12 protein-coding genes are annotated in these 13,304 nt (G+C 33.3%); 3 read left to right on the plus strand and 9 right to left on the minus strand.

The genetic code is table 11. From position 1 onward, the window contains the following. Positions 1 to 8: 8 nt before the first annotated feature. Positions 9 to 1,055, plus strand: coding sequence for a thiamine-phosphate kinase (thiL, locus tag ACNQGN_RS03180; protein WP_417986624.1), 1,047 nt, complete (start codon positions 9 to 11; stop codon positions 1,053 to 1,055). 60 nt (positions 1,056 to 1,115) lie between these two features. Here thiL and ACNQGN_RS03185 read toward each other — a convergent pair whose 3' ends face one another. The 5 genes from ACNQGN_RS03185 to ACNQGN_RS03205 form a co-directional block, all read right to left on the minus strand. Continuing rightward, a complete protein-coding gene (locus ACNQGN_RS03185; protein ID WP_417986409.1) occupies positions 1,116 to 1,784 on the minus strand; it encodes a response regulator in 669 nt (222 codons plus the stop codon). A gap of 23 nt (positions 1,785 to 1,807) precedes the next feature. Further along, positions 1,808 to 3,835, minus strand: a complete 2,028-nt coding sequence (locus ACNQGN_RS03190) for a tetratricopeptide repeat-containing sensor histidine kinase (protein ID WP_417986410.1) — start codon at positions 3,833 to 3,835, stop codon at positions 1,808 to 1,810. A gap of 137 nt (positions 3,836 to 3,972) precedes the next feature. Next, positions 3,973 to 4,239, minus strand: coding sequence for a 3-oxoacyl-ACP reductase (locus tag ACNQGN_RS03195; RefSeq protein ID WP_417986411.1), 267 nt, complete (start codon positions 4,237 to 4,239; stop codon positions 3,973 to 3,975). A gap of 176 nt (positions 4,240 to 4,415) precedes the next feature. Next, positions 4,416 to 5,228, minus strand: coding sequence for a LytR/AlgR family response regulator transcription factor (locus ACNQGN_RS03200; protein WP_417986412.1), 813 nt, complete (start codon positions 5,226 to 5,228; stop codon positions 4,416 to 4,418). 366 nt (positions 5,229 to 5,594) lie between these two features. Then, positions 5,595 to 7,136, minus strand: a complete 1,542-nt coding sequence (locus tag ACNQGN_RS03205; protein WP_417986413.1) for a glycine--tRNA ligase — start codon at positions 7,134 to 7,136, stop codon at positions 5,595 to 5,597. Between the two features lie 638 nt (positions 7,137 to 7,774). Here ACNQGN_RS03205 and ACNQGN_RS03210 point away from each other — a divergent pair. Next, positions 7,775 to 8,383, plus strand: a complete 609-nt coding sequence (locus ACNQGN_RS03210; RefSeq protein ID WP_417986414.1) for a superoxide dismutase — start codon at positions 7,775 to 7,777, stop codon at positions 8,381 to 8,383. A 267-nt stretch (positions 8,384 to 8,650) separates the two neighbouring features. On the opposite strand, the gene ACNQGN_RS03215 is transcribed toward ACNQGN_RS03210, so the two are convergent. The 4 genes from ACNQGN_RS03215 to purN form a co-directional block, all read right to left on the minus strand. Next, positions 8,651 to 10,549 (minus strand): amidophosphoribosyltransferase, encoded by a 1,899-nt coding sequence (locus ACNQGN_RS03215; protein WP_417986415.1) that lies wholly within the window; start codon positions 10,547 to 10,549, stop codon positions 8,651 to 8,653. A gap of 140 nt (positions 10,550 to 10,689) precedes the next feature. Beyond that, positions 10,690 to 11,613 (minus strand): PfkB family carbohydrate kinase, encoded by a 924-nt coding sequence (locus ACNQGN_RS03220; protein ID WP_417986416.1) that lies wholly within the window; start codon positions 11,611 to 11,613, stop codon positions 10,690 to 10,692. 105 nt (positions 11,614 to 11,718) lie between these two features. Beyond that, complete coding sequence (gene rnhA / locus ACNQGN_RS03225) at positions 11,719 to 12,201, minus strand: ribonuclease HI (RefSeq protein ID WP_417986417.1); 483 nt, start codon at positions 12,199 to 12,201, stop codon at positions 11,719 to 11,721. A gap of 2 nt (positions 12,202 to 12,203) precedes the next feature. After that, positions 12,204 to 12,773 (minus strand): phosphoribosylglycinamide formyltransferase, encoded by a 570-nt coding sequence (purN, locus tag ACNQGN_RS03230; RefSeq protein ID WP_417986418.1) that lies wholly within the window; start codon positions 12,771 to 12,773, stop codon positions 12,204 to 12,206. A gap of 175 nt (positions 12,774 to 12,948) precedes the next feature. On the opposite strand from purN, the gene ACNQGN_RS03235 reads away from it, so the two are divergent. Continuing rightward, positions 12,949 to 13,185 (plus strand): acyl carrier protein, encoded by a 237-nt coding sequence (locus ACNQGN_RS03235; RefSeq protein ID WP_007137004.1) that lies wholly within the window; start codon positions 12,949 to 12,951, stop codon positions 13,183 to 13,185. Positions 13,186 to 13,304 lie beyond the last annotated feature (119 nt).

Genomic DNA, 13,304 nt, shown 5'->3' on the forward strand with positions numbered 1-13,304 from the left:
TGAAAAAAATGATCGAAGATAAAAGCCCACAACGCACAAGTATTGCTCAATTAGGAGAATTTGGACTGATAGACCATTTGACAAAAAATTTTGAAATCAATCAAACTTCGACTTTAAAAGGAATTGGCGATGATGCTGCCGTTCTGGATTTCAAAGATAAAAAAGTAGTTGTTTCTACGGATTTACTGATAGAAGGTGTACATTTTGATTTGGCCTATATGCCTTTAAAGCATTTAGGTTACAAAGCAGTCGTGGTCAATGTTTCTGACATTTGTGCCATGAATGCAAAGCCAACACAAATAACGGTATCAATTGCGGTATCTAATCGTTTTCCTTTGGAAGCATTAGATGAGCTATTTGCAGGAATCACACATGCAGCCCGTGAATACAATGTAGATGTCATAGGTGGCGACACAACTTCGTCACAAAAAGGATTAATCATCAGTATAACAGCCATTGGCGAAGCTGATGAAAATGAAATTGTATATAGAAACGGTGCAAAACAAACTGATTTACTAGTTGTAACAGGCGATATTGGTGCTGCTTATATGGGATTACAAGTTTTGGAACGCGAGAAACAAGTTTTCAATGTAAACCCAAACTCCCAACCGGATTTAGACGCCTACACCTATTTGATAGAACGTCAACTGAAACCAGAAGCACGTAAAGACGTTAGAACATTATTACATGCTTTAGAGATAAAACCAACCGCAATGATTGATATTTCAGATGGATTGTCTTCTGAGATTATGCATCTATGCAAACAATCAAAAGTGGGTTGTAATTTATATGAAGACAAATTACCAATCGACCCTCAATTTATTAATGTTTGTGAAGAATTTAATATTGACAGCACAACTGTAGCGATAAATGGTGGTGAAGATTACGAATTGCTTTTCACCATTGCCATGGAGGATTTTGAAAAAATAAAAGGCAATCCAAATTTCACCATTATTGGTCACATGACACAAGAAAGTGAAGGAATTCATTTAGTTACTCGAGCCAATACCAAAATCGCATTAAAAGCACGTGGTTGGGATGCTTTGAGTGAATAAAATCTTTTTAAAATAAAAAACGACACTAATACCAAGTGTCGTTTTTTATATAATTAAAAGCTAAAAAAGTAATCCCTGATTTTTTGCCTCACGTATTAAATCAACATCACTGCCATCTTCAATTTTCAATAATTCTTTTAGATTTAATTTTCTTCTTTCAATTTCCCCTAGTGAAATGGGAATATATTGCGGGATTTCATTCAGCTTGGTACCTTTTGACAAATGAAACAAAATTTGTTTATCAAATTGATCAACTTCTATTGTGTCTTTTTCTGCCAGGTCTAACATTTTTTGAACAGATTGACTGTAATAAATTTTATTATTTATCACTTTACCAAAAGCAAAAAGTAATTCATCGAACGTCAGATCATTTTTTATTACTAAGCCGTTTGGATTTATTGTATTAATAATTGTTTTTATCTTTAACAATTCAGTGTACATAGTTAGCAAAATAATTTTGCAGGAAGGCATAGTTTCATTAATCAATTTAGCTAAATCTTCTCCAGAATAAATGCCTTTTTCTTCATAAGGAGGCATACTAATATCTAAAAAAGCGATATCAAAAGCTAAAGTGGCAGGGTTTGTAATCAAATCATATGCTGATCTGCAATCTTTAGCCTGACTAATAAAAAACTGAAACTCCTCAGGATTATATCTTGTAATCGCATTCTTATACCCTTCAATAATAAAAGGATGATCATCAACGATTAGTATATTATTTTTAATCATCGTCTTTTCAGTTGAGGCAATTGTCATTTCTCTGTAAGTATTTGTTTTTGTTCTATTGGGACTGTAATTCTAATGGTTGTTCCTTCTCCTTTATTTGATTTTATATCGACAATTCCATCACATTCATTTGTTCGAGACTGTATGTTTTGTATACCAATACCTCTTTTAGCTTTGTTCACATTAAACCCCACCCCATCATCAATTATTGCTAAAAACAAATTACCCTCCTTTTTTTTGAGCTCAACTTTGATGGTATCTGCATTAGCGTATTTATTAATATTTTGAAGTGATTCTTGAATAATTCGGTATAAATTTATTTTAACGGCATTACTTAAATACTCCCATTTTATAGCCGGATCAATGACTGTAACTAATTTAGACTTGAATGTCTTCTTTTGTTCCTCAAATAAATTATTTACTATGGCAACGAAGTTATTAATTAATTCTGATTTTTCTCTATTCAAATCATGTGAAATTTCACGAATATCTTGTTCTATATTTTTCAATTCCGACAAATAGCTATTTCTCTGATTAATGGCGATTTCATCATTAAATTTATTCAACCCATCTAAATTCATCCGTACTCCAAACATTCTTCCCAATACTCCATCATGCAACTCTTGTGCAACTCTCTTTTTCTCCACAATCCTATTAGTCTCAATAGTGCTTTGCTGAGAAATCATTAAGTTATAGATTTCCTCATTGACTTCCTGTTGCTGTTGTTTGAACAACAACTCTCTGTTTTTTGTTTTTTGAGCTTTAATAATGTATAAAAACAGTCCCAAAATAGTAAGAGCGCTAAAACCAAATAATAAATTCCTGTTTTTAGTTTCAAGATCTGTATTCTCCACTTTTATTTGATCCGTTTCATATTCTATACGAGAGAATTTATCTCCAATTTTTCGTTCTGCCTTTTGTAACTCCTCATTGATTCGAATATATTCTTTTGAATAAGCAGAAGCTTTTTCCGGTTCTATAATTGCCAATTGCTTTAACGCCACTAAAATATCACGAGAATTATTTGTGCTCCGAGCTAGTAAGAGTGCCTCTTTCGAATATTGAAGAGCTTTAGGATCATCTTTTATAGAAGCAAAGTACTCTGATAAATGAATTTTATTAATAAATATACCCGAAGTTAATTTCAAACTATCTCTTAATTTCAAAGACTCGTAGAACATCTGTGGGAGCTCCTCATTCTGATTTAATTTAAAATTAGAATAGGCTAAATTATCCAGCAAAAGTGCATAAACATATGGTTTTTGATTAATTAAATTCTTTTGCTGTAATCCTTTTTGAAAATAGTTTTTCGCAAGCAGGTACTTTTGCGAATTGAGATAAAGAAACCCAATATTATTATACGTTGTGGCTTTAGCCTGAAATTCATCAGGTATTATTTCATCATCACTGATAACTAATGCTTTGTTGTGATATGCCATAGCATTATCATATTGCGCAAGTTCGCCGTATATTATCCCTAACAAATTATAGGCATCATATAAAATATTATTTGCCTGCTTATCCCCTTTAACTATTCGTAATACATTAAAAACTGCTTTTTCAGACCCAAAAAAATCTCCGGCCTTAAACTGCAAAGATGCTTTACTGATTAGTATTTTCGCCAGATTAAAATTATCGCCTTGTTTCTGATACATTTTCTCTGCCTTATAATAAAACAGGAAAGCACTATCTAAAACCGCTTGAGAATCATAGTAATCGCCCAGATAGGTATATGCCTTTATTATATTCAAAGTATCCCTAGCATTTTCAGATTTAGTCAAAACAATGTGGACTGTTTTATTAAAATCCCTCCAATTGTTTATGTTATAATACCTATTGGCAACTTTAAATAAATTAACTCTGTTTAGTGAATCGTTCTGCTGATCGATAACTACCTCGAAAGCTTTACGATTGTATTCTTGTCTTTTTTGTTGCGGCAAGTTGAAATCATTTGCCAGCAAAAAATAAGTGGAGAGACTGTCTTCGGGGAGATCGACAGTAGTAGTATTTGAGCTTTTTTTGGTACAAGCAAAAAAAACAGAAAACAAAAACATTAATAGATATATGTAGTATTTATTTTTCAATAGTCCCTTATGAATTTTATCAAAAATAGTAAAAAAAGGCTATTGACATAAAAAAAGGCTATCAAATAATTGATAGCCTAAATAATTTTTAAAATTTATTAATTGTATTAGTCCAATTTTACATTTCCACCAACAGCATTTCCACCAATGATATCTAGTTTCACATTTCCACCAACAGCATTTCCACCAATGATATCTAATTTTACATTACCACCTACAGCATTTCCACCGATGATATCTAATTTTACATTTCCGCCTACAGCATTTCCACCAATGATATCTACATTAGTACTATTTGTATTTTCTGGAGTAGTGAATGATGTTAAAATCATTACTAAAGAGAATAAACCGATTGTTAAGATTGCTTTTTTCATAATTTGGGGTTTTTATATTGTTATATTTTTTTACTTGTTTTTCATTCCTTTTGCAGGAAATTGTTTAGTAAAACTACATATGTAATCTTAAAATTTCCTACAAAAAAAGACGTATATGGTGGAATATGGTCATCTGATAGTGGATGACCCTCAAATCTTGGTGAATGACTGTTTTTTTAAATTTCCAAGTAATTTCCGTTGGAGAAATCAGAAATAATAAGGTCAATATTAGCCTTATACGATTTGGAGAAAGGAAGCTTAGTAGCCGTGTTTTTAATATAACATACCGTATTTCCTGTGTGAATTCTAGAAATGTAGTTTCGGTTTACGATATAACTGTTGTGAATTCTAATAAAAGGAGCAGAAAGAATTCCTTCAAAATGCTTCAATGTTTTGAAGGCGGTTATCATCTCACCATTATTTAGGTGTAGGTCTGTAGAATTATTATCAGCTTGGAAATAGCAAATATCTTTAGCGTTAATATACCTGTAATCACCGTATGATTTTATACACAGAATGAGAGGCTCCTCTTGATTTGGCTTTTCTTCTCTAGCTGAAACAATTGTTTTTTCGTCAGGAATTGACCTGGGCGTCAAAGGGACTTGTTCTGCATTATTCGATTTGTTCAATTTTAAAATTGATTTTACAATATCGATACGTGCCAAAGGCTTTAATAAATAATCCGCCACTTCATATTGAATAGCATCAAAAGCCAAATCTTTCTTTGTGGTAGTCACAATAATCTTTGGGACTACTTTAAGATATCGGTACAACTCATTGATAAGTGTTAAAGATAAGTTACTCTCCTTATTTGCAGGGTCAATTTCAAGAAAAACCAACTGAGGGGTGTGTTCTAAAATAAGATTTAAACCATCTGCATAATTATTTGCCGATGCCACAAAAGTAAGCTCCGAAAAACTATCAGCAACAGCTTTCGTTTTCAAAACACTTTCTTGATTGTCGTCAATAATAATGTACGAGTAATTCATTCAATGGCTTTTCCTGGTCTTATTAGGCATTACATCAGATGTCCAAAGTAAAATACACTTCGATTTATTAAGTAATATTGGTAGTTTTGGGAAACTAATTAAACAAAAAAAGCTTATTTAACATTCTAAAAATAAGCATTTAACCATTTTTACCTATAAGTTGTTAATATGTTTTTAACAAATGTTGACACATTATGACGAAATGCAAATAAATCCGACTAAGAACATAAATTCGTATTCTATAAGAACCTATAATTTGCTTTATTCTTATTAATTGTACGATAAAAAATTTCATTTGACACTTTATAAAACAAAAAGCTTTCCGTTTCGGAAAGCTTTTTGTTTTTATGAAGAAAAAAAGGGTAATTACATTTTCATCAACCAGTTTTTCATTGAAACCTCATTGTCAATAATTGATTTCAGATCTATAATTTTCACGCGATCTTGCTTCATTGTATCCCTATGACGAATTGTTACGGTCTGATCCTCGATTGTTTGATGATCTACAGTAATACAAAAAGGAGTTCCCAAAGCATCTTGCCTTCTATAGCGTCTTCCTACAGCATCTTTTTCATCATAAGCCACATTGAATTCCCACTTAAGATCTTCAATGATTTTATGCGCGATTTCAGGCAATCCATCTTTTTTAACCAATGGTAAAACCGCCGCCTTTGTTGGTGCCAAAACTGCTGGTAATTTTAAAACTGTTCTTGTTGAACCATCTTCTAATGTTTCTTCTTTTAACGAAGTTGCAAAAACAGCCAAGAACATTCTATCTAATCCAACCGAAGTTTCCACTACATACGGAACATAATTCTGATTTAATTCGGCATCAAAGTATTGCAATTTCCTCCCAGAAAACTGTTCGTGTGCTTTCAAATCAAAATCTGTTCGAGAGTGAATCCCTTCTAATTCTTTGAACCCGAAAGGAAAATTGAACTCGATATCGGCTGCTGCATTAGCATAATGAGCCAGTTTCTCGTGATCGTGGAAACGGTAATTTTCTTTTCCAAGCCCTAATGACAAGTGCCAGTTTAGCCTTGCCGTTTTCCAATGTTCGTACCATCTCATTTCATCTCCTGGTCGCACAAAGAATTGCATTTCCATTTGTTCAAATTCCCGCATACGGAAAATAAATTGTCTTGCTACAATCTCGTTTCTAAAGGCTTTTCCCGTTTGTGCAATTCCAAAAGGAACTTTCATTCTTCCAGATTTTTGTACATTTAAGAAGTTAACGAAAATACCTTGAGCTGTTTCCGGACGTAGGTATAAATCCATTGCCGTATCAGCTGACGCTCCTAATTTTGTTCCAAACATCAAGTTAAACTGACGTACTTCTGTCCAATTTCTTGAACCTGATTCCGGACAAGCAATTTCCAATTCTTCAATCAGTGCTTTAACATCTTCCAGATCCTCATTACCAAGCGAACGAGCCATTCTTTCCAGAACTTCTCTTTCTTTGGCTTTGTACTCCATAACTCGGGCATTTGTAGTTACAAATTCCTGTTCATTGAAGGCGTCACCGAAACGAGTTCGGGCTTTTTCGATTTCCTTGATTGCTTTTTGATTAAGCTTTTCGGCATAATCTTCAATCAAAACATCTGCTCTATATCTTCTTTTCGAATCTTTGTTGTCAATTAATGGATCGTTGAAGGCATCTACGTGACCTGATGCTTTCCAAGTAGTTGGATGCATCAATATTGCCGCGTCGAGACCAACAATGTTATCGTTCATTTGAACCATTGCTTTCCACCAATATTCGCGAATATTCTTTTTCAATTCCACTCCGTTTTGTGCATAATCATAGACTGCACTTAAACCATCGTATATTTCGCTTGACGGAAAAATAAATCCGTATTCTTTTGCGTGCGAAATTACATTCTTAAATAAATCTTCTTGTTTTGCCATAATACTGCAAAAATATAAAAAGTGAACTTAAAAAAAAGAAAATTAGTAAAGATTGAAGCATCGACTTGTCTATTTTTATAAATAAATCCTTGATTACATGTTTAAAAGCATTGTCAATCCCTTTTTTCAAAAAGCCTGTTCTGGTTGCAACTCCTTTTTAGTACTAGATAAAAATGTGATCTGGACCGTTTGCAGACATGATTACTGCATCAATCAATCGTCACTTATCCACAAAATGATGCTTCCAAAATTTTCACGAAGGACTTTTTGTAATTCAGACGCACCAACACTATCTTATTTTCATAAAAAGCTGCGCTCATCCATTATTTAATAAAAGATCCAAAAAACAATTAACGATAAAAAAAAGGATGCAACATACTGCCTTTTACACCCCAACAATGAGTGTAAATCTTGCTATTTTGTTAGAAAAATAAACCACAGAAAGGAAAAAACAGGAAGGAAAAAATTTCAAACAACGAACTAAACCCTGAAAATAAGCCCTTTACAATAGAAAATCAAACCCAAAAAAACACACTATAGGTTAATTTAATGAAATTATAACAAAATAGAATTTCCGTTTCCAAAGTTAAATGTATAAATTTGGATAAAATATTTATAAATCATTAAATAACTATATTATGGCTTTTGAATTACCACAATTACCTTATGCGTATGACGCATTAGAACCTTATATTGATGCACGCACGATGGAAATTCATCATACAAAACATCACAACGCTTACATTACCAACGTAAATGCTGCTATTGCAGGGACGGATATGGAAGGTAAGACGATTGAAAATATTCTGATTAATCTAGACATGAAAAACATGCCGGTTCGTAACAATGGTGGTGGTTTTTACAATCATAATTTATACTGGACTGTTATGACGCCAAATGGCGGAGGACTTCCAACTGGAGATTTATTGACTGCTATCGAAGCTGCTTTTGGAACTTTTGAAGAATTCAAAGCAAGTTTCAGCAAAGCCGGAGCTACTCAATTTGGTTCAGGATGGGCTTGGCTTTGTGTTCACAAAGGTGGAAAAGTTGACGTTTGCGGAACTCCAAACCAAGACAATCCTTTGATGCCAGGTGTAGGCTGTGGCGGAACTCCAATCTTAGGAATGGATGTTTGGGAACATGCTTATTACCTGCACTATCAAAACAGAAGACCAGATTATATCGAAGCTTTTTTCAATGTAATTAACTGGACAGAAGTAGCAAGAAGATATGCTTTAGAGAAATAGTCAGAAAGGCAGTAAACCTTTTTAGATCATAGACGAATAGACTTTTTTTTAAAGTTTGTTCGTCTATTTTTTTTTATTAAATTAAAAATACTTGACTTTATTCCAATAAAAAAGGTGGAATTTCTTCCACCTTTTTTGCCCCAAATCTACCATAAACTTAACCTACTAATGTTATGGTGATTCAAATTTATAGCAGTTGTTTAATCAAAACAAATAAATTAGACAAACAACACATAAAACCGATTAAGAACTGAATTCAGTCAATTATTAGTATGCTCTTGCATCTTTTCCTTCATAAAAATTCATAAATGCGCGATTTACTACTCGGTTTCCACCTGGTGTAGGATAATCTCCGGTAAAATACCAATCCCCTAAATTTTTAGGACAAGCAATATGTAAATCTTCCACAGTTTGGAATATTATTTTAACTTCAGCATTGATTTCAGGTGAGCTTAACATTTCAGCAATTTTGTCTGAAACTTCTTGTGGTGTAAAAGGCTCATAAATTGTTGTTACATAATTCACAACATCACTGTCAATATAGTTTTCCTGTGCTTTACATTTTAAATACACTTCATCAACGATATGATATAGGTTTCTTTCTTTTAGCAACTCTAATGCCGCCTTAAATGCAACCAAACCTTCCAGTTTAGCCATGTCAATTCCATAACAATCAGGATATCTAATTTGAGGTGCTGACGAAACGATTACGATTCGTTTTGGATTCAAACGGTCCATCATTTTAATGATACTCATTTTCAGCGTAGTTCCACGTACGATACTATCATCAATAATCACCAAATTATCTGTTGGTTTAATAACACCGTAAGTTACATCATAAACATGGGCTACCAAATCATCACGACTACTGTCTTCTGTAATAAACGTTCTTAGTTTTGCATCTTTAATAGCTACTTTCTCTGTACGGATTTTTACCGAAAGTAATTCCTGCAAAGAATCCTTGGTTAAAGTATTTCTATTCTCAAGAATATAATTGTTCTTTCTTTGATTTAAAAAATCTTGAGCGGCCTCAACTAATCCGTAGAAAGAAGTTTCAGCTGTATTTGGAATATAAGAAAAAACAGTGTTATCTGTATCTTCGTCTATCGCTTCCAAAACAGCAGGCAAAATAAGTTTTCCTAAATTTTTTCTTTCTTGATAGATTTCAGCATCGCTTCCTCTTGAAAAATAAATACGTTCAAAAGAACACGCTTTTTTAACTGTTGGAGGAAGAATTTCCTTCATAGAAACCGTTCCGTTCTTTTTAATTATTAGTGCATTTCCAGGTTCTATTTCTTGCACTTTTTCGAAAGGCACATTGAAAACCGTTTGTATTACCGGTCTTTCAGAAGCCACCACCACCACTTCATCATCTTGATAAAAATAAGCTGGACGTATTCCTGCAGGATCTCTAAACACAAAAGAATCTCCATGACCCAAAAGTCCCGCCATGGCATAACCGCCATCTAAATTTTTAGACGCTCGGGTTAAAATTTTTGCAACATCCAGTTTTTCTGCAATCACCGGAGAGGCTTCCCTTTTAGTTAAGCCATTATTTTTACATTCTTGGTATAAATCAGTTACTGCATTGTCCAGAAAATGTCCGATTTTTTCCATCACGGTTACTGTATCCGCCATTTCTTTTGGATGCTGACCTAATTCAATTAGACTTTGAAAAAGCTCTTTAACATTAGTCATATTAAAATTTCCCGCCAAAATCAGATTTCTGTGCATCCAGTTGTTCTGACGTAAAAATGGATGAACACTTTCAATACTGTTTTTTCCAAAAGTTCCATAACGAACGTGTCCTAAAAACAACTCTCCAATATATGGAATATTGGCTTTTTGAAGTGCAACATCATCAGCATATTCTGGATGAGCTGCCATTTCTTCATTAATTCTGTCATTTATCTGCGCAAAAACATCTTGAATTGGCTGTGCGTGATTAGATCGCACACGACTTATGTAACGTTCTCCCGGCTCAACATCTAACTTTATGCTTGCAAAACCTGCTCCATCTTGCCCGCGATTGTGTTGCTTTTCCATAAGAAGATACATTTTCTGTATTCCGTAAAAAGCAGTTCCGTATTTCTCTTTGTAAAACTCAAGCGGTTTAAGTAGTCTAACTAGGGCTATCCCACATTCGTGTTGTAAAGCGTCGCTCATTGTGTTGTTGTTTGTTGTTGTGTTTGTTGGTCTACACTAATTATTATTCTCAAAGAATAGCTATAATCAGACCAAAAATTAAATCCTGTAATTTCTTGCCAATTTATTTAAAAAAAAACCTCGTTTCCGAGGTTTAAGCATTATAATTCTATGTCAAATTGTGTCAATGATTTGAATTGTTTCAATCTTGACAGTACTTCTGCTTTATCTAATTCAATCATTCTTTCTGTTCCAAATTTCTCTACACAAAATGAAGCTAAATTAGAACCCTGAATAATTGCATTCTTCATGTTTTCGAATGAAATATTTTCACTCTGCGTAATAAACCCTGCAAATCCTCCTGCAAAAGTGTCACCTGCTCCTGTTGGATCAAAAACCTCTTCTAAAGGCAATGCCGGCGCAAAGAAAACCTCTTTGTTATGAAACAATAAAGCGCCATGTTCTCCTTTTTTAATGACAACATATTTTGGCCCCATCGTATGAATTTTCGCAGCAGCTTTCACTAAAGAATATTCTCCCGAAAGTTGTCTTGCTTCTTCATCATTTATAGTAATTACGTCTATACGCTTAATAACATCCAATAATTCTGGTAAAGCACAATCCATCCAAAAATTCATAGTATCCAAAACTACTAATTTAGGTTGTGTTTCCATCTGGTCCAAAACACTGCTTTGTACTAACGGATGTAGGTTCCCCAACATCACTACGTCAGAATCTTTAAAATTTTGAGGAACTTTTGGCTGAAAATCTGCCAAAACGTTTAATTGAGTTTCTAATGTATCTCTTGAATTTAAATCATTATGGTAACGACCACTCCAAAAGAAAGTTTTTCCGCCTTTTACAACTTCAATACCAGAAATATCAATGTTTCTTGCTGTTAATAAATCTAAATATTCTTGTGGAAAATCATCGCCAACTACAGAAACTATTGCTGATTGTAAATGAAAATAAGAAGCTGAGAGTCCGATGTATGTTGCTGCCCCGCCTAAAATTTTATCTGTTTTTGCAAAAGGAGTTTCAATTGCGTCGAAAGCTACCGTTCCAACAATCAATAATTTATTCATTTTATCTGTTTCGAATTAAGGCGCAAAGATAGTTTATAAGTTGTAAAGTTGCAAAGGGTCGCAATCGTAAAATTTTGCCAATTTATTTTACTGAAATTCACTGCTTTACAACAGCTTTCCGTCTTCTTTTTCGTAAAAAGCATCCACTGAAAGTTGCTTTTGCGTTGAAGCCATAACTGCTAACTCGTCGCATCTTTCGTTTTGAACATGGTTATTGTGTCCTTTTATCCATTTGAAGTTGACTTTGTGTTTTCTATAAACAACCAGAAAACGTTTCCATAAATCGGAATTTTTCCGATCAATAAAGCCTTTTTTTTCCCAACCTAAGACCCACTTTTTCTCAACCGAATCCACAACATATTTAGAATCGGAAACTACTAAAACCCGCGTATTTGGATTTTTAAGCTTTTCCAATCCGACAATTACTGCCAGCAATTCCATTCTATTATTAGTAGTATGACGAAAACCCTCGTAAAACTCCTTCTTATAAGGCTTTCCTACCCATTCCATTACAACACCATAACCACCGGGACCGGGATTTCCTTTGGCTGCGCCGTCAGTATAAATATGTACGTCGTGAGTATTCAAAATTACAAACTATTTGTTAAGATTTTTTCAATCACTTCCGGAAAATATCTTTGCTCCAATTCATGTATTATTTCGGCAACTTGTTCTGGAGTTTCATCTTGTGATAAAACAACGTTTTTTTGAAAAAGAATATTCCCTTCATCATAATTTTCATTTACAAAGTGAATAGTAATGCCCGTCTCTTTTTCTTTATTCCCGACAATTGCTCTATGTATATGCATACCATACATTCCTTTTCCACCGTATTTTGGCAACAATGCCGGATGAATATTTATTATCTTATTAGGATAGGCTGCGATAATGTTTTCAGGGAATTTTAATAAAAACCCAGCCAAAACAATCAAATCAGGCTCAATAGCATTTATAATATGTAGTACTTTACTTTCATTTAATTCCTCTTTTGAAAAAATCTCTGTTGGAATCCCATAATTTCTGGCTCTTTCAATCACTTTAGCATTTGGGTTGTTTGTCAACACCACTTCGACTCTTCCTATTTCAGTTGCAGCAAAATATTTGATGATATTTTCAGCATTAGTCCCCGATCCAGAGGCAAAAATCACAATTTTCTTCATAACCTGACAAATTTTAATTACGCAAAAAAAGGCATAAAAAATGAAATTAAATAACATTCAGAAGCCTTTGTCAAATATATTTTATAAATTAGATGTCACATTTATTAACTAAATAGTTGTTTTAAAATAAAGTTTTTTATTTTTGCCAACAAATTAAATTCTAAAATTAAAGATTATGTCAGACATTGCATCAAGAGTAAAAGCGATTATCGTAGACAAATTAGGTGTTGACGAAAACGAAGTTGTAACAGAAGCAAGCTTCACTAATGATTTAGGAGCTGACTCATTAGACACTGTTGAGCTTATTATGGAATTCGAAAAAGAATTTGACATTCAAATTCCAGACGATCAAGCAGAAAACATCGCTACTGTAGGTCAAGCAATCTCTTACATCGAGGAAGCTAAAAAATAATAAATTACACACCCGTTTGCAATCTTGTAAACGGGTGTTATTATTTTTTTTAAAATTAAATTCGAGATTGAATTTCAATCAAAAAATATTTATTGTAATACCCATGGCTCTTTAGTAAT

Origin of the sequence: Flavobacterium rhamnosi (genome assembly GCF_048286515.1) — a bacterium.
GTDB lineage: Bacteria > Bacteroidota > Bacteroidia > Flavobacteriales > Flavobacteriaceae > Flavobacterium.